This window comes from Nitrosococcus halophilus Nc 4, from assembly GCF_000024725.1.
In the GTDB taxonomy this organism is placed as follows: Bacteria; Pseudomonadota; Gammaproteobacteria; order Nitrosococcales; family Nitrosococcaceae; genus Nitrosococcus; species Nitrosococcus halophilus.
Map to the genome: position 1 here is coordinate 3,396,075 of NC_013960.1, position 18,607 is coordinate 3,414,681.

General features: G+C 43.6%; 16 protein-coding genes. 1 reads left to right on the forward strand and 15 read right to left on the reverse strand.

Going from position 1 to position 18,607, the window contains the following annotated elements; translation table 11 throughout:
• Window positions 1-81: 81 nt before the first annotated feature.
• Together NHAL_RS16000 and NHAL_RS16005 are read right to left on the reverse strand one after the other, a co-directional pair.
• Window positions 82-1,206, reverse strand: coding sequence for a DUF4185 domain-containing protein (locus NHAL_RS16000; RefSeq protein ID WP_083761415.1), 1,125 nt, complete (start codon window positions 1,204-1,206; stop codon window positions 82-84).
• 77 nt (window positions 1,207-1,283) lie between these two features.
• Window positions 1,284-1,748 (reverse strand): putative Ig domain-containing protein, encoded by a 465-nt coding sequence (locus NHAL_RS16005; protein WP_013034189.1) that lies wholly within the window; start codon window positions 1,746-1,748, stop codon window positions 1,284-1,286.
• Window positions 1,749-1,808: 60 nt separating this feature from the next.
• On the opposite strand from NHAL_RS16005, the gene NHAL_RS20675 reads away from it, so the two are divergent.
• Window positions 1,809-2,527 (forward strand): IS1 family transposase gene (locus NHAL_RS20675; protein WP_420804782.1). Its coding sequence is split into 2 segments (ribosomal slippage): window positions 1,809-2,079 and window positions 2,079-2,527, totalling 720 coding nucleotides; the frame shifts between segments, so codons are not numbered across the junction.
• 627 nt (window positions 2,528-3,154) lie between these two features.
• Here the strand turns inward: NHAL_RS20675 and NHAL_RS16020 are convergent.
• The 13 genes from NHAL_RS16020 to NHAL_RS16080 all read right to left on the reverse strand — a co-directional run bounded on the left by NHAL_RS16020 (window position 3,155) and on the right by NHAL_RS16080 (window position 18,260).
• A complete protein-coding gene (locus NHAL_RS16020; RefSeq protein WP_013034192.1) occupies window positions 3,155-3,985 on the reverse strand; it encodes a polysaccharide lyase family 20 protein in 831 nt (276 codons plus the stop codon).
• Between the two features lie 542 nt (window positions 3,986-4,527).
• The gene (locus NHAL_RS16025; RefSeq protein ID WP_013034193.1) at window positions 4,528-5,448 is read right to left on the reverse strand and encodes an ATP-grasp fold amidoligase family protein; all 921 of its coding nucleotides are present in this window, start codon (window positions 5,446-5,448) and stop codon (window positions 4,528-4,530) included.
• A 447-nt stretch (window positions 5,449-5,895) separates the two neighbouring features.
• Window positions 5,896-6,837 (reverse strand): sulfotransferase family protein, encoded by a 942-nt coding sequence (locus NHAL_RS16030; protein WP_013034194.1) that lies wholly within the window; start codon window positions 6,835-6,837, stop codon window positions 5,896-5,898.
• A gap of 42 nt (window positions 6,838-6,879) precedes the next feature.
• Window positions 6,880-8,391, reverse strand: a complete 1,512-nt coding sequence (locus NHAL_RS16035) for a GMC oxidoreductase (RefSeq protein ID WP_013034195.1) — start codon at window positions 8,389-8,391, stop codon at window positions 6,880-6,882.
• Window positions 8,392-8,514: 123 nt separating this feature from the next.
• A complete protein-coding gene (locus NHAL_RS16040; protein ID WP_013034196.1) occupies window positions 8,515-9,186 on the reverse strand; it encodes a class I SAM-dependent methyltransferase in 672 nt (223 codons plus the stop codon).
• Window positions 9,187-9,382: 196 nt separating this feature from the next.
• Complete coding sequence (locus NHAL_RS21285) at window positions 9,383-9,802, reverse strand: hypothetical protein (RefSeq protein WP_162010831.1); 420 nt, start codon at window positions 9,800-9,802, stop codon at window positions 9,383-9,385.
• Between the two features lie 661 nt (window positions 9,803-10,463).
• Window positions 10,464-11,966 (reverse strand): flippase, encoded by a 1,503-nt coding sequence (locus NHAL_RS16050; RefSeq protein ID WP_203434331.1) that lies wholly within the window; start codon window positions 11,964-11,966, stop codon window positions 10,464-10,466.
• A 36-nt stretch (window positions 11,967-12,002) separates the two neighbouring features.
• Window positions 12,003-12,746, reverse strand: coding sequence for an acyltransferase (locus NHAL_RS22285; protein WP_275260990.1), 744 nt, complete (start codon window positions 12,744-12,746; stop codon window positions 12,003-12,005).
• A gap of 148 nt (window positions 12,747-12,894) precedes the next feature.
• Entirely contained in the window at window positions 12,895-13,437 is a 543-nt protein-coding gene (locus NHAL_RS19925; protein ID WP_013034200.1) for a metal-dependent hydrolase, read from the reverse strand.
• Complete coding sequence (locus NHAL_RS20680; RefSeq protein ID WP_013034201.1) at window positions 13,415-14,596, reverse strand: glycosyltransferase family 4 protein; 1,182 nt, start codon at window positions 14,594-14,596, stop codon at window positions 13,415-13,417. Before NHAL_RS20680 ends, NHAL_RS19925 begins: the two co-directional genes overlap by 23 nt.
• A 48-nt stretch (window positions 14,597-14,644) precedes the next feature.
• Window positions 14,645-15,634, reverse strand: coding sequence for an NAD-dependent epimerase/dehydratase family protein (locus NHAL_RS16070; protein WP_013034202.1), 990 nt, complete (start codon window positions 15,632-15,634; stop codon window positions 14,645-14,647).
• Window positions 15,635-15,681: 47 nt separating this feature from the next.
• Window positions 15,682-17,400, reverse strand: a complete 1,719-nt coding sequence (locus NHAL_RS16075; protein ID WP_013034203.1) for a glycerol-3-phosphate dehydrogenase/oxidase — start codon at window positions 17,398-17,400, stop codon at window positions 15,682-15,684.
• Window positions 17,401-17,471: 71 nt separating this feature from the next.
• Complete coding sequence (locus tag NHAL_RS16080; protein WP_013034204.1) at window positions 17,472-18,260, reverse strand: class I SAM-dependent methyltransferase; 789 nt, start codon at window positions 18,258-18,260, stop codon at window positions 17,472-17,474.
• Window positions 18,261-18,607 lie beyond the last annotated feature (347 nt).

Sequence of the window (18,607 nt, forward strand, 5' to 3'; positions counted from 1 at the left end):
AGACCACTTATAACTTATGTGCTAACGCCGATCAAGAATGTACTTGATCGGCGCTCCTAAATAGAAAGGAAATGTAAGTATTTAATCGCTAGTTACGAAAGAGCCTTCAATTGTTCCCCAGTTATCGCTTCCAGGCCCAGTATACACCATTACAAAACGGTTTCCTTTACTCCATTTTGTGGAAAATCCCCAAAATACGGTTTTATGGCCACTCTGCAAGTTTCCATTTGAACCGATATCCCATGGATTTCCAAAGAGCACTGTAGTCCAGGGTCCCCATGGTTCTGGGGCATCATAAATTCCGATATGTCCATTATTTTTCCTGTGCCTGGAGACTTGCTGCGCAATTAAAATATACCTATCGATTCCTTGTATATAGGCCACGCTTGGTCTTAAAACACCGTTTTTAACATCTTCAAACACAGGTTTTCTCTTGGCAACATTAGACGTCCACTGTGGATTTCCATTGTTATCAAACCCCGCAAAAAATTCATAACTCATCCAATCTTCAATTTTAGATTTTGGAACTCTTATTAAGGTAATTTCCCCAGGAATCTGCACATCCCAATCAGCCCCCCCCTTATTCTCGGTAGCATACATGTAAATGTAATTATCCCTTGCTCCTTGATAATCCTTCCCGAACTGTAAAAACGTGGGACAAAAAAAGCCTTCAGTATTCGGAAAATCTCTTGGAGTCAACTCCCACCCCAGGCCATCCCAACTCGCGGCATGATTCATGGACTTGAATAGTTGTTGGCTTTTAAAAACACCCGCATTCGAACCCGGACCGCATCTCCACATATACATAACGCCGTCAATCGATATCAAACCATAAGACTTCCCGCCAAATTTAGCTGAGTTCTTAGAACCCTTGCCACCCCACACATTAAATCCCTGATAATGGTCTTTTGTTCCTTCAATACGGGCAAACCCCATGCTGACCCTGCCTTCCCGGTTAGTCCCTCCGAAACCGCCGCCGTCCCCCCAACTAGTGTACTGATGATTATCATCAGCCCACGTAATAGGCCAATTATCACTGCCAGGTGCAGCCGTCTGCACTGTAGACATATCAAAAACCATGTCTAAAATTTTTGCGCTGGGCGGGTACGGCGCAGCCCGATCTGTCCGATCTGGAACCAAAAAAGGAAAAACTATCAGCAGAAGACAAACCAATACAGCCATTATTGCGAGTTTCCTAATTTTCATGCTCTACACTTATGCTAATTTATTTCTAAGCACATGGACAGTAAGTACTATTATAGTACAGCAGGATCATGCTTTAATTAATTAACATTAATTGTAAAGTCCTGTATATCAGAGCCCTCTGAGTTTTCTACTTGTATCGTGACATCGAATGCACCCACTACACTTGGGGTCCATGCTATACGGCCGGTATCAGGATGGAGACTCATATCAGGTGGGCCCTCTACTAAGGTATAATGGGGTAGGAGCCATCCAATGGCTTCAACTTCATCGGTATAAGGAATACCCACTGAGGCATCCGTCATCGGTTCAGACGTCACTTTAGGCATTACTGGCACATAGGCCGGTGCAAGCGATTGCAGCGCCTCAAACCATACCGTGGCCATCTTGGCAGAGCCAGAACTACTTGGATGAAGTTCATCCACCATATCCTCTGGATATACAAGCGCATTTTCATGATTTGCAATAAGCATTTGATCACCATTGCTCACTCTAGCCTGAGCTATTGCTTCTATATTGCTATTAAATTCTGGGTAGTGCTGCATATTGAGTGATTATGCGCTATATTTATATTATGTATGTATAGATTTCTCAAGGAGATAGCCATGAACTGTCCCCGATGCCGTGGTACTCATATTGTCAAAAATGGGAGTAATGGGGTCGGGACACCCAAATTTTTATGCAAAGTCTGCGGTCGGCAATTCGTGGAGGACCCCAAGAATTGCTCCATTACTCAAGAGACGAAAGAGCTGATTGATAAATTGCTCTTAGAGAGAATTCCGCTGGCAGGGATTGTCCGAGTCACGGGCGTTTCAGAGCGCTGGTTGCAATATTATGTGAACGATAAATATGCGCATACACCGCGGCGAGTGGAGATAAAAAAAAGTCCAGAGCTCGTTTAACCCTTGAGTGCGATGAGCTTTGGTCGTTTGTCGCCAGAAAGGGCAATAAACAATGGGTGTGGTTAGCGTTCGATAGGGACACCCAAGAAGTTGTGGGGGTTTATATCGGCGATCGGAGTCAAACAGGGGCACAAGGATTATGGCAGTCCTTACCCGCCGTTTATCGGCAGCGGGCCGTAAGTTACACCGATTTTTGGGAAGCCTATGAGGCTATCTTCCCAGGGCCACGCCATCGCAGCGTGGGCAAAGAAACGGGACAAACAAGCCACATTGAACGCTTTAATTGTACGCTCAGACAGCGTGTTTCGCGTTTAGTCAGAAAAGCACTCTCTTTCTCCAAGAAATTAGAAAACCATGTCGGCGCTATTTGGTATTTTGTCCACCATTATAATGCGACCCTTTGCCCAACAACCCGATCCTGATTATCACTCATAATGCAGGACTACCAAATTCTGTAGTCTCCGGATGGTAAGTCGCTCGATTAAGAATGCGAGCCAAAACGACTGTGATATCCGTATTAAATGAATCAATAATATTAAGAAGGATATTATACCCAAAGTATCCAACTCGTTAGTTCCAATGTGTAACAGCACCACATCAGGCGGGTTTGCTTCAAGCCAATCAGATAATGAGAGCGCAATATCCACAGGTGTCCACCCGCTATGCCCGTTGTGATGAAATGGCTAGACTATCCCCGACAAGCAACTTCAAGTAATCTTAAAGGTAAAGAAGAGAGTATGTACCAAAGAATTAACAAGAAGAAAGCGAGTCAGTATACAGTGGAACTTAAAGAGTGAATGGTGAAATCAGTATTGGTCATCAGTTTTCTTCTTCTTGTTATTGCAGATCACCAGTTACATAGTTATTTATACACCCCCGCTGCAAGAATCCTTGCTACGTGGGCAAGACAGGCACCGACTTCTCGACCTCCTGACCATTGCTCTCTGTGCCGTATTCGCCTACGCTGACTTTTTTCGCCAGATAAAGAATCGAGCCGACTATAGCGGCTCGAGAAAGTAATCTCTATATTTAGAGTTCATTATATTATTTTAAGGAACCACATTCGTTACCACTAAATTAGTCGGCGGCATTAATATCTTATCTGAATTCCCTGGCACAACAAATGCATAGGCACCAGAGCCTTGGGCTATTTTTATAGAGTCGAAATTAAGAGTGTAATCGTCGCTCCTGTTTCCTCCGAAATAAATTCCTAATTTAGCAACCGGAGGAGTTGAGTAGTCTGTACCCACTATCACCCCAGTTGTCTCGCCAACTAACTTTCCATCCATCCAAGCTCTTAGAACACCATTGCCCTTTATCGGCGAACGCCTTAGCTCCAGCACAAAGTCCGTCCATCGGCCAGTATCGGCTTTCCCCTCAAAAATCCGGCTGTGCTTTACACTGCTCCCATCATACCATCTGTTGTCAATCTGCCACTTGCCATCTCTTAAATACATCGCGGGCTCACCTGGCTGGCTTCCAGAAGTTGAGCCATATACAAAAATACCGTCATTTCTATGTATTGGGTAATCTTTGGGCACGTAAACGCTGAACCCAATCCAATACGTTGTATCCCGCGAATAACGCACATCCCCTAAGACGAATTTTGTTCGTTTTCTTTCCACTCCATTAGGTTGGACACAACCTTGGTCGCCTCTTTGAAAAGTGCGCAACGAATAACTGCCTTCCCGGCTTACATTGGTTACCCTGTTATATTGTTCATCTCGGCATTCATATTTAAATGAAATATCTCCAAACCCCGATTCAAAATCATTGGAGTACTCTACTGTTGCTGCCGGTGCCGATGCCGAGTAGACAAATAGAACAACAGGGGATAATAAAAATTTAAACAAAAGGCTTTTAAATCTTAGTCTTATCATGGCTCTAAAGTCTCCTATTGTTATATTAACATTATTTATAGGTCGCACTTTTAGAAAATGGTCCTAAAAGGCACACCATTGCAATGCTGCTCTTTTCTTATTCGACCATTATGGCTTTAGCTTTAGAGCACTTTTAAGCATTCAATAGCCCGAAGTCTACTTATGCGGTATTGTTGCATAGTTCGAATAAAACGCTGCAAGGGATTTACGTCCAGCAGGTGTGCTCAGAGTTTCAAGAAATGAGCCAACGGGCAATACACGCTGTGGTGTTTGAAGTGGGCTGAGACAGTGAGGGGTTACTGAGGCGACGCCGAGCGGTAATAGCTAGAACGCATCGGGAACGGGAATTCGAATCCATTAAAAATTGGATATTGTTGACAAACAACCCCAACAGCCGGAACTCCTTGATCCGCATCCACCGTTTTTCGGCGGGTTGAAGGAGCTTATAGGCACATCCGCAAACGGCGGCCTTGCGAGGCCCAACTTCCAAACCATTTACTTAACCTCTGCGCCGACTACGCCCCCATAACATTGTCCTTGGCTTAAAATTTGTGAAAGACATTTAAATCAATCAGGTCCCCAAGCTTATAATTCCACTCATAAGGTTCAAATTCACCTAGGCCACCAAATGGGAAGAAGGTTAATTCTCCAAAATATACCTTGTCTTGCAAAGAATACAAATCCACCCTGACAAATGCAAAATCTCGAGAAAGTTTTTCAGCGATATCGAGCATATACTCATATTTTTCGGGCTTGGATAAAGGGCAACTAAAATGAGGGGATGATTTGCCAGGCAAATGCGAACCCGTGAATGGCATTAAACTCCAATCCCTGTCATAAAAGTCAACAACCTTACCTTTATGCCTGTCTCCAATTACTTGGCAATATAAAGGTCTTCCATGGAAACAGTAGAATTTGAAATCTCTCAAATATTCATTTTCACCATCACTTAGGTATTTTTCACACACTATTCGTGGTTTAATGTCCCTGTACACCCATTCACGAGCATGATTGTAATAGCTACTATTTAACCATAGCTTGATTTTTTTAACCGTTTCTTCTACGTCGATCTTTGATTTATCTTGGCATACAATATTCCATCCTGAACCATGAGTTGCCTTCAACACAAAAGAGTCAGGCATTACTGAAAAATCTATATCTTCTGCTTTATCGTAAATTCCATACAACTCATTCAATATTTCACCACAGCCTCGCAAACGAACAAATTCCCGAACACCGACTTTATCAGCACACATGACGGCCACTGGATCATGCCAATTCAACTTAATCCATTGTAACTTCTCATTAAATTTCATTGGATTTTTAAGATTCGGTATCTGTTTTAGTGTGATAGCATACCTCATAGTAATAAATAATCTGTCAGGTATAACAGACAGTACCAAAAATACATACTGACTAATTAATGGGAATCGTACTTTCGTGATTTTTTTAATACTTCTCATTTAGGCATACTCCTTAAATTACGATACTGCTACTAGCAGAGCTTTACTCCGTACTAAACAAAGAGCTTGCCTTCATTGATTCGGGATAAATTGAAGTATAGAAGCAATAGTCCTGCATAGAGATATTTTCCACGATATCACAAAGACTACTTCATCTTTTTAGAGTTCGAGTAATTGCTTTTCTCCAGTTGTGCTATCGCTACAAACAGTTACCACTGGAAAGGAATGCAGAAAGAACAACCGGAATGATGCTGCTTTGCCAGACTTTCGAATTCATGATCTCGGCACAACAAGTTTTAGTATTTTCGATAAAATCGCCTTACATGCGCCAGGGCCTAATTCTCATGGTTGGTTCAAAAAATTAGGAAAATTTTCCCAATTTTAGAGGTAAGATATGTCTCTTTTTACCTGTTAGCATAACAATAATAATAAGCGTATTCATTTCTGCTACAGCTTACACCCTAATAGGGACTCAAGGGCATCGATATCTGGCCGGAAAAGTTGTTCCAACCGTTCACGCATTTCCGGGGAAAGCGGCTCTTTCTGGCAGGCATTCCACGCTTTCAGCCGCCTACGCATAGCAAAGATAAGGCCGCCTAATCTCCGCAGCCGTGTCCTGCGCATTTTATTTGCTAACGCATATAACGGACCAGGAGCAACAAAGTAACGCGCCACCCATTTCGACCGCGGAGCACTAGAACGGTTGTAAACTGTACTCAAGTTACTGCTTTCCAAGTGTAAGATATCTAAAAACTCACATACCTCCTGCAAAAATTGTTTTGGATCACGTTGCATATCTTCCAGAAGGCAAATGAATATTTGCTCCCTTGGAAATACGCTCAAAAAACGCTCCACCTGCGGAGCATAAAAAGTGCTTTGTGTATAGAGCCATATATCCAACCACTTCTTCGACTTACGTTGGGCTTCCTGCTCAATCGCTGCGTCAAAAGAAAGAGTCTCCCTCCCTTCAGCTACCAAGTGCATATATTGTGAATAAGCCTTTTCTATCGGATGCCGTAGAAGAATAATAATTCGTGTTTTCGCCCCTAGTTCCTTGTAAATGCGTTCGGCACAGCCTTCATGATAGAGGTAAAAGGGGGAAATATCTCCAATTGCGTTCGGAGAACCGACAGCCTCATAATAAGCTGCATAGGCATCCAGCGTCTTACAAATGCTTTCTACCACATACCGGTCGGATGGCCCCTGAGTTAATTGTATAAGCCGGTGAGATGAAAAATAATGCAATTCTTTCTTCACTGGCAAATAAATATCGGAGTGCTGGGATAGATAGTGGTAAAGCGAAGTGGTACCAGATTTTGGTGCACCAACGACCACAAAATTTGGTAGTTTGCCTAGAAGTTTCAGGCGGTCAAAAGTCTTATCTATCATGCCATCTAATTAATCCTTATTTATTAATTAGCCAAATACCGATTAAATTTTTTGAAGTGAACTACTAATTAGATGATCACCTAGACGATGCGCAAGGGCGGTAATGGTGAGCACGGGAGGGGCTGGCGATCCAGTAACAAAAGTTTCAGATCCACACAAATATAAATTTGGACAATCATGCACCTTAAGATTGCGATCAACAACGCTAGTCTTGGGATTATCACCCATACGACAAGTTCCGATATGATGGCGGGACCAGGTTACTTCAATTTCTTCTAAATCAGTTGCATTCATTTTTTCAAATAATGAATATAAGAGCTGTCGGGTTCGTTCTAACAAATGCAAATCTTTATCAGTATAATTAAATATTAAGTGCGGTAGGGGATTGCCAAAGATATCTTCCCTTGTATTCGACAAGCTCACTCGATTTTCATCCACTGGCTGCATTTCGATCGTTGCACCCATATAGAGGGTCGGCTGCATGGCGCGCTTCATAATCTTTACCGCATGTCTGGGAATATCCTGCAGCCTGTATCTGAGGAGATGATGGGGAAATACCCAGGACTGTATGAATACAGGGAATACCCCTCCCAGTCCGTCGACCCAAAATTTTTCATAAAACTGGTGCGTTCGGCCCACTTTGTGGCGTAAATCTAGGGTGTTCCGGTTATGACGAATTTTCCCATAGATATTTGGTGCAGCATGCTCGTTAAAGCCTCGACCGACACGATCATATTGATTTCCAATTCCTTTAGGGAAGCGTTCAGAACGCGATAAAAGAAGCAAACGGGGTGTCTGTATTCCACCACAGGCAACAACATAGGTGTGTGCTCTAATCATTTTCGTAATCCCATCGAGCGTTTTTGCTTCCGCCCCCATAATACGGGATTCATTATCGTGGATTAGGCGTGTCACCGTCACACCCGATACAAGTATCCCGCACCGAGACCCTAGAAATCGCGGTAGAATTTCTTTATTAAATCGAAAGAAGCGAATACCTCTTGCGGGTGTCGCTGTTGGCGAATCATCGACTACCACGCCTGCTTTGATCATAAGCTTTTTCAAAGCAGTAATATTAGGACTTGGAGGAAGCGGCAGCTCCTCGCTACGTGGTGGCATATATTTCGAGAGCTTACCGCCACGCACACGAAGCATTTTCTCAGCTTGCAGATAATAGGAATCTAAATCCTTATACTTAATTGGCCAAGGATTACCCTTGGGAGTATAGGGATTTGTTTCAAAATCAGATGGCTGAAACCGCTCGCAGCGGCCCGTCCAAAAATTTGAATTGCCCCCTACTAGACGTCCTGTTGTTCGGGTCAGTGGATAATTAGTATCCCCCGTGTATTCGTATTCTGCAAGCTTTTTAAGACGCGGATCAGCAAGCCAATTAAGCAAGCTGTTACCAGATTCAAGAATAACTGTGCGGATTCCATGTTCTGCCAGTAGGGTTCCAAGCGTAGTACCGGCAGGGCCCGAACCGATAATACATACATCGAAAGGTTCCGAACCCTCTAGAGCGTCCAGGTTTCGTACCAGGTTTCGAACTACCATTATAAAAGTCTCCTAAAGAAGAACAAATATTGTCTCTAACTACGCCAATTCTATTAATCGTTACTAGCATCGTGGAGACTTAAATTAACAAGTTAAAGGACAATTTTTAATAGGATTAAAAACCTAGCTTTCTTTCCTTGCGTACCAAACCTGAATAGAAGCAAACAGCTTTCCATACTTCATGAACTCATTTCTCAGCACCCTGAGTTGCGGATTCTCAAACCCCGCCTGTTTGAACAACTTTCCTAGTGCATGTGACGTATAGTATCGAACATGACCTTTTTCAATAATCCTGAGTAGGCGATCCCAAGCCCACGTATACAGGGAAAGATCCGGTGCATTTTCAAATATCACCAACTCGCCGCCTGGCGTTAGGACTCTGCGCATCTCTTGCAATGCTTCTATTGGATGTGGATAATGGTGAAATGAATTTGTACACAATACGTGGCCAAACGACCCACTAGGATAAGGAATGCAGTCTGCCGCCGCCTGCCGAAATTCAACCTTCTGCTTTATCTCGCCTAACACTTTCTCCTGTGCTTTTGCTACCATTTTATCCGATATATCAATTCCACAGGCTTTCTCCACTCCTAGTACTGAGGCTAGATAGGTTACGGCAAAGCCCGTTCCACAGCCTATATCAAGGACCCTTGAAGTGGCACCAAGAGTAAATTGCTCAATAGCTAGTTTCTGTGTATATTGAAACCAAGGTGATATTTTGAAGCCATCATATTTAGTCGCCCAGTTATCAAAAAATTCCTGGTTTTTCTGATCAGTATACGACTTATCTGCCATCACATTTACCTTCCTTCTTTATCACTCAATTTTGCTCTCCCTTTATGCTATCCAGTTACAAATCGTAGAAAAGTCAAGTAATGGATACCTCCTAACCTTTCCATCCGCGCCACCATACCTCACAAGCACAAAAAGCAGTAGGCTCTTTTTCCCAACTCATATAGAGGGAGAACATCCCCCCTCCACTCTTCTCTACTTAGTCTAGAAATTGTTCAAACTCAGTTCCACGCAGTGCGCTAGCAAGCTCATCATAGTTTTTTACCATTAACTCAAGTTCATTTGGATTGATCTTGACAAAATCACAATGCATTGGTGCAGGATTTAATTGAAACAATTCGCAAATTTTTTCTGCCGCTTCATTGGAGAGCGACTGCCCATTAATCATAGTCTCATACACTAATTCTATTCTATGATGATGCGAAAGCAATTGCTCGAACTCTAGAAACTGATTACGAACTCGCTGCATTTCTTTAATTGCTGCTGTTGGTGATATATGGATAGATACACCCGGTACTTTTTTTGTGGTATGAGGTTGCCACCGGCGCTCCCGCTTAGCACCGAGCAACATTTTAGATACATATTGTTTAAGTAGATTCTCACGACGTAAATGTATCACTCGAATATCCGTATGGTGCGTTAGAAAGTTGCACACTTTATTATTTAATTGATTATACATTGACTTAAACACGAGCACCGGTGCATCATTTCGTGCGCAAAAGTTTTCTAATATTCTTACGGGTCTCCAAGCACCGGCTGCTATATACAAATAGATCTTTGTAGATAACCGTCGATCGGCTAGGAACCGCGGCGGTTCAATAAAACCTCCTATTAGTAATTCGCCATCACATCTCACTTGAGGATGAGAATTCAAACAGTGGCGAAGAAAATTCGATCCTGACCGCTGCGACGTGATTATGATCCCTTTCATAAGCGTGAAATCCAAAACAAAAAAAGAAAATGGACTAAATAAATATCAAGACTGTCTATAAATAAAATCCAGTGAAGAAGCAAATAATGAAGAAACTCACTAGATAGTGTTGAAGCGTGAGTGATCATCTGCTACGGTTGTGTCTTTATTCCCTAAGGAGCTGTGATGAACTGCCCTTACTGCCATGGCCACGCGGACCCCAAAAACGGGAGCAATGAGACGGACAGGCCGAAGTTTCTGTGCCAAGGGTTGTGGTCGAAGTTTGTAGAGCTGAAGCTAGCGTATGATAATCACTCATGATTTAGGACTACCACTCACTAATATTTCTTCATTACACCCATTCACTAATTTAACCCTTAATTTTTATAATTCTTCCCCATGCCCGATAAAATAATTGGCGCATTATCAACATTTCTGCAGCCGAGAAGGCCTTAAATAACAATAGCGCAATAATGTATGCTGTCGCTGTGATTAACAAGAGAATAAACAGATTATATTTTGTCAAAGAAAAAGAAACTGCTCCTGAAAGTAGCGCGCAAAGAAATGGTTTGTATGCTGCTTGTGCTAAGTCAATCTTAGTGATGTACTTTAAGACAAACGAAGCATCAAGTATAAGAACAAACACACTAGCTACGACTATAGCGATTGAAATCCCAAAAAGTCCATACATCTTACCTAAGACGACAGTCAGAGCTATGCTCATTATAGTTCCTAGGGCTGATCGCCACACCATTGCACGCTCATTATCATTAGCAATCATGCTCTGCTTCATAACCATATCGGCCGCAAAGAAGACCTGCGACCAAATAATAACCTGTAGTACCTGCACTGAAGCTTCGTATCCAGGACCATACAATAATAGAATTATCTTGTCGGCGATTGCTGTAACAATAAAGACAAAGGGCAATATCACGATAAAAAGAAATTTTAATGTTTGGGAAATTAGCGCTCCAGACTTGCTCTTGAAATTTTTAAAAGATCTAGAAAAAACGGGAAGAATCGACATCATGACTACAGGAATAATTGATGCGCTAGTCTGACTCACTCGATCTGCCCCATTAAATATTCCTACCATATCTAAAGCTACTATCATCGGTAAAATGATAATATTAATTCGAGCTAACGACTCTGTTAGGAACCTTTGCAATGCAAACGGTACGGCCGTAGACAAAATAGCTTGACAAAAATTAACTTTTGGGCGCCAATCTGGAGTGGAGCCGACCTGCTTTGATTGTTGGAGGATAACCCAACTTAAAATTAAGAACGAGGTTAGTTGAAATATAATGCGACCGACAAAGGCTGACCAAATCCCCACCCCCATAACAAGTAAAATCCACAAAATAAATAACCCTAGAACGCGCCCAATAAAGGCAGCAATAACCAAATGCTCCATACGCTCTAGGCCCTGGAGCACAGCCTGGGCAATAAGGTAAAGTCCAGCAACTGGCAAACCAATAGCAGCAACATAAACGGCCATTATTATTCTTTCGTCATAGCTCATGAGATGCGCAAATGATGCAAGGATAACGCCAAATCCAAGAGCAAATAGAATAGTTGTTACGCTGGCATTCACCCAGTAAGTAAACATTAGCGATTGATCTCTAGCTATTGCTCGAACAACAACATCTTGCTGCCCAAAAGGTGTTATGATTTCAAATAGCAACGCTAGGGCTAAAACGATACCATAGATACCAAGGGATGATGGATCTAAGTAACGTGCAACAAGCACGGCAACAATCAAACCACCTCCTTTTGCAAAGAGCGAAGCAGTAAACAGCGCAGCGGAATTTTTAATGACTCTAGCCGCCGTATCAACCTTCTTAGACTGAGAGAAACTACGCTCTTTCTCCACTTTACGTACCATGCTAAATATTAATAGAAATGTTCTCTAATCCTTCTTAGCCCTGCTCCGGATAACCCTGGCAGGGACGCCGACCGCAATCACATTTTCCGGGATGTCTCGGGTCACCACCGCCCCTGCGCCGATCACAGCCCCCGTCCCTACAGTCACACCATCGAGAAGGATGGCTCCCGTGCCAATCCATACATTGTCACCAATCCTAATTGGGCCCTTTGAATAAGCCCCTTGGTCCATAATGACACGGGAGGTATCGCCCATATGGTAGTCACCACCACTCATATAGCAACCACCCGCCACTAAAACGGATTCGCCTAGCTCAATGCCACCTAGGGACGCAAGCACACAGTTACAGCCAATTGTTGTTCGAGAACCCAAATAAATAGGCCCAGTTTTTGCCAAAAGCATGGAGTTACGATTAATGACAACGCTATCCTCAAGCACAACGCCCTCACCCCGCCCCTCTAGCACAGAGTTATCATCGACAGTGACATTGTTGCCGAGCGTGATTTTGTGTGGGTGCCGGATAGTTACATTACGACCCAGGATAAGCCCATTACCAACGTTCTTGAATAATCGTGGATAAAATTTTTTTCGAACTAAAAAGCCAAAACCACCTGGCATTGAGCCCAAAATAGTTGTCAGAAACTCATACACCAAAAAGCGCCTTAGCCCGACATCCCCTACAGTCAGATCCATATATGCTTTTGCGGGTGATGAGCGCGCTTGCAAAAGCCTCTCCCGGATAACTTGGTTCTTATCAATTTCCTTCACGATAGCTATCTAAATATCAATGAGTAATGTTAATATTATGATTGCTCGCTTTTAGGCACGGGCGTACTTCCAGGGACAAAAGTTATTTGCCTACTTTCAAGTTTTCTTATGCTCAGGCTACCGCAGAGATTGGACTTTAGTACCAGTCTTATTTCTTCGATACCTGATACCAAACAATCAACATAACAGGAACCAGAGCCAGCTCGACTCCGATTGCATAAAGGTTATGCCATGACAACCCCTGCATCACAAACTCTGTGAGCGAATCTCCGGGCTCTCCATGTTTAATCCCCACAAAGATTGGATAGGGTGAACTCCAGTAATGGTCATTAAGTGGCCAGAACAAGGGTATTCCATAAGGAGCTCGTCCGTCATAGGTAAGATAATCGAGTAATAGATGAGAACCATAACCTAGCGCCCCCACTAAGCCTGTGCGAAAGGCAGATGCTTGTAACCAGCGCGACAAATAGGATGCCAGCAAACCAAAAATCAACGCAGATATTATCGAATGACTGAAGCCATGATGGTATTTATTGACATCACCGACAAGTAGACCCGGAAGAAAATCGAGATCAGCTGCAATGCCCGCAAAAATCCCAAAGCAAACCCAACGCCAAAAACCGCCACTTCGGGGAGTACCCGCTAACGCACAAACAATACCAGCAAGGCTATGACCGATGGGTGAAGCCAATGACGGACTCCTTTTCTGTAATTACCTCTTTGAAGAGCTCTTCATAACAGGAAGCACAGTGGTCAATATAATAGCTCTCGACCAAACTTTGATTGCTCTTACCCATAGTCTGCCGATTCGCCGGGTTATCTACCAGACAACGGATAGAAGCTATTAAAGCCGCATGATCATTGAGCCGCACTAGATATCCAGTCTTACCACTTACAAGAAAATCCGTCTGCCCGCCGTGGTCATAACAAACTACCGGAAGACCGCATGCCATCGCTTCCAAAAAAACGAGCCCAAACCCTTCATGCTGGCTCGTTGACACAAAAATGTCTGCCATACGAAGAATCCGGAATTTTTCCTGTTCATCCACATGCCCATAAAAATGGACTCGATCTACCACTGCTTGCTGAGCTGCTAAATTTCTGAGTTCATCATTCAGTGGGCCAGATCCTAGAATGACTAGGTGCACTCGATTATCGTGAAGATTTCCAACCAACTCGATAAGCTGATCTACAGCCTTTCTGACCACCAACCTACCCACTGTGACTAGCAGAATATCTTCGTTCTTGAAACCGTACTCATGACGGTTTGCCTGACCTAGTAGTGGGCGAGGAATACCAAGGGGTATACGCGTAGGCTTAACTTCTGATGTGTAATAAGTCGCTACGTTATTTACCGTATTTAGCGATTGTCCTACGACCCGGTTGGCTTGTCGCAGCAGCCTCTGTATGGAAATTCGTAACAATACATGACGGTGCGGTGATGTCCATTTACTTGGATCGTAGAGATCACCGCCATGTACTGATAAAACGTTGGGGATCCGCCCGAAGCGTGACAAAGCATGTCCAACAGGCCCCGTAGGAATAACAAAATGTGTGTTAATGATATCGAAATGCTCTTGTTTAAGCAGTTTCCGCCCTTGTAATACACCCATTGGAAGATAAGATAGCATAGAAATCATGCTAGCAGCGGCTTTCTGGCGACGCATTAAAACGGGTACCCTTATAACCCGTACCCCCTTCTCAACATAATCTTTGGATAGTGCTGGGCCCCGGGATGTCAGCACAACTACATCATGGCGTTTGGCAAGCTCTTCTGCAAGGTGCGCATTAACTACACCACCGCCGCCACCTAGTGGGGGATATTCATAATTGCAGAATAAAATTCGCATAGCCGTTTTTTTTAGAAGTCTTCTATTGCTCTACTGACAGATAAAAATTTACAAATAGTTATGCTCCTTATACCACTGAGCCGTCGCTACAATTCCGTCTTCAAAACTAGTTTTAGGCTCAAACTTTAAAATGCTGCTAGACTTATCTTGAGAGAAGCAAAAACTCTTTTTAAAAAAATCCATTCTACGCCGATGTAATGGTGGCTGAATGTGAAGCGGCCGTAAAAGATTCTCCATTACTACTGCCGTGATTAAAAATGGCCATAAGGGGGCTCGCAACTTTCTCTGGGTAACGCCGAGCACTTTAGCAATAGTTGCTACCATTTGATTGGTGGTTAAAATTTCTTTTCCCGCCAACACAAAAACCTGACCTAAAGCTTCATCATTTTTTGCAGCAAGCCAAAGCCCTTCTATTAAATCGTCTACAAATATGAGTTGATGCCTATTATCTCCCTTTCCAATCATAAAGAACATTTTTTTGTCGATGGCTTTGAGCAGCTTTAATAAACGGCGATCGCCTGGTCCATATGTCTCAGAAATCCGAATAATAACTACAGGCAGTCTATCTTTATAAGATAACACCAACTTTTCTCCTTCCCGCTTGGTAATCCCATAGATATTATCCGGTTGCAGAGGGGTGTCTTCATCAATCTCCCCCTCCATCGCAGCGCCATAGACACCAATTGTGCTCCCATGAACAAAACGCTTGACGTTGTCTTTCCTACTAGCCTCAAGAAGATTTCTCGTACCTGCTACATTTACCTCCCAGAAATGCTGGTCCGGCACATTGGCTTCATGTTGTGCAGCAGCGAGATGATAAACGATTTCTACTCCCTCGATTGCTTTATCGATAACGTCTTTATCCGTCACCGATCCAATGACAATTTCTCCTCCCTGACGCTCTACGAGATCACGGTTGCCCTCTTCGGCTGCGTTGTTCACTTGACCTAAGAGCCTGACTTTATCTCCTTTCTCCAAGCATTTAAGCGCTAATCGCGTGCCAATGAAGCCAGTACCTCCCGTAATCAATACTTTCATCCTACTTCCCCTAGAACAATCCAAAGATCTACACCAAACTATTTATCTTATATAGCGACGCCTACTTGGGCAGACGAATCTTCCCTGACTACTTGCCCAAAAATTGGAAAGATTCGCTTAACTTCCTCAATCTCCTGATGCTGATGCTTAGCTGTCCAACCCAACTCTGCAGCCATCAACTGTGCGCAGGTTTGTAGTGCTTCATTACCGGGATATTCTCCAGTAGCGAGATCAGTTCGGCGGAAGATAATATCTGAAAGCTTCAAAGCCATTTCTTCGCGCACAGCCTGGAGAACTTCGGCTTTAATTACGGTTGAATCAGCGATGGTTTCAACCCAAGCAGAATTCTCCTCACCATAACGCAGGATGCGATCATATTCCGAACCATGGTTATGTAATAAGGCACGCAGCGCTTTAATAGGCAGGGGCGCTTCACTTCGCTGAGTAACCTGTTGGACGAATGCTTCAAAGTGTTCGATCCGTCCACCGTAGATAGGGATTTTAGCAGTGGCTGGCCTGGGCACACGGCGGTTTAATTTTCTTGCTACAAGATCAATCGCCTTCGCCGCCTCCCCTCGAGCCATGGTATAGCGAACCCCTAGGAGGGTCACCAGCCCTTCAACCTGATGCTGCCTGGCATGATCAACGATCAAGGAACGCTTCCCATAGCTTAAATTGGTCGCGTTGTCTTGGTTTTCCCCAAAAGGCAATAGGCCGGCATTCCACATGGAGATTTCTTCCACACTTAAATCCAAAGCTGGATAAGCTGCGTTGATCTCCTCTACAAAGGCTTTTAACTCTTGCTCCGTAACGGCAAACCCATCCGGATTGCCATCGTAAACCACATGCCAGACACCAATGAGGGAATAATCCCGCCAAGGCACAATAAACAAGTGGCGCGCGTTTCTGCTTAGGAGAGCATCCGGATCACGTGTACGTCCCAGTACGGCTAAGGCATGCCGGCTATCAAGTTGACGCGGTATAACAAAACAAGCATCTCTCGAGTAAGTCCCTTTGCGCTCTAGCTTGAATCCTAGTTGTTTATTGAGCAGGTGCTCCGCCCATGGGCCAGTGGCGTTGAGCACCACTTTACCTCGAATCTGGAATTGCTCGCCAGTAAGCTTATCTTGTGCTTCAATACCTGTAACCCGCCCCTTAGAACGAATAAAATTAATAGCTTCTACATAATTTGCTATCTCCGCCCCAGCAGCAGCGGAAGAAAGTAAAAATGACAACACTAAACGGGTTGGATTATACATCTGCCCATCGGAAAACATGGCTGCGCCAGTCAAACCATTCCGTTCCAACCCTGGGAATAATTCAACTACTTCGCCACGCGACAATAAGCGTCCCCTGGGAATGCGTCTATCAGGATCTTTGATATGCAGATTCCGATCAGAAGTGAGTAGGTCATAGCCCAGCAGTCCAGCTGCCAACAAAAATTTTCCGTTTTTGCCATGGCCATAGGTAGGGATCACCGTTGGTAACGGTTGTACTAAATGGGGTGCCACCCGCAGTAGGGCGCTGCGCTCACGGCAAGACTCGCGAATTCGCATGATGTCCCCATGCTGTATATAACGAATGCCGCCATGAACTATTTTGAAAGAATTTGCTGAAGTTCCGCTAGAGAAATCTCCTCTCTCGACTAAGGCTACGGAAAATCCACGCAGTACCGCATCCCATGCAGCACAGGCACCGAAAATACCGCCACCAATGATAACTAAATCGTATTCTTTTCCTGTCAATTCCGAAAGATTTCTTTTCATTATTTAATCCCTAGTACGACTTGGAATTAAAATAGGATACTATTGACTTCATAACAATTTACATAAGTATATTATTTTAGCTTTTGACAGGTGGCCGCAATTTTCTTTGTAAAAAGCTTGTTAGACTTTCCGTAGAGGATAAAGCATACTCTGAAAAATAAGCTGAGCAAGGTTGACGCTCCCCATGCCACATAGTTAAAGGGATTTTTGTAAAATACATACAGGTGAAGCGGAAACACATGGATATGTTCAAACCCCGAATGTTGCAATACCTGTCGTAAGGTATATTCGGTAAAAGTATTGTAATGGTCAAAGTTCTGTGCAAGAGCTTCAGACCCTGTGATCGGATTAGCTCCATTCAGCCCATGAACAATTAATGTACCTCCTGAAATTAGGCTCTCCCAAACCAGACGTAGAAATATAAGTATCTCCTTCTTAGTGAGATGGTTTAACTCCTGTTCGCAGAAGATAACATTGAAGGTGTTCTTGTGAGAGGCTAAAAAGGGAAAAGCCCGCTCTGCTCGGCAGTCGAGGCTATGCTGTTGACCATACTTTACCTTACTCTCAAAGGAATCGATGCCTATTGCGTTCTTGTAGCCCTGCTTGTTCAATGTATTAACAAAGTAACCCGGCCCACAACTAATCACCAAGATGCGGGCATTATGGTCAGCAGGTAAATGCTTGAGATAATTATGGCGATAGAATTGATAGAATTTTCCATAGCCCTTTTCCACCTCCTCGGGCTCCTCAGGCCCTTCCCAAAAAGAGTCAAAAGGCTCCATTTGAGCTGTAAGCTCCATGTCGCTTGCTGAATCGACGGGGCCTTGCAAGTTATCAGTCTGAGGATGAGGCAATGACATTAATTTATCCCCTTAGGTAAATTTGCAGATTCCTGATTATTCATAGACTTACATAATAGACTGGTTTTGCAATCCACTGAACCGTTGAAACTCTTCTTCCAGCTGCCCAACTCCTAATTCTATATAGTATGAAACTTTTACCTGTATAGCAGTAAGAATAGTTGTATGCCATATATTTTTCTCAGGAAAACATAAACACTAGTCTTTCATACCCCTCTTACTCCAGCGCTGAATAAGCATTTAATTCTGCTAGAACAATTACATGGGCACAAATACGTTAGCTTGTTGGTTTTATTAGGCAGCAGGGGGAAGATGAGTCGCAGTACTCCAAAAGGGGCTACAGCTAC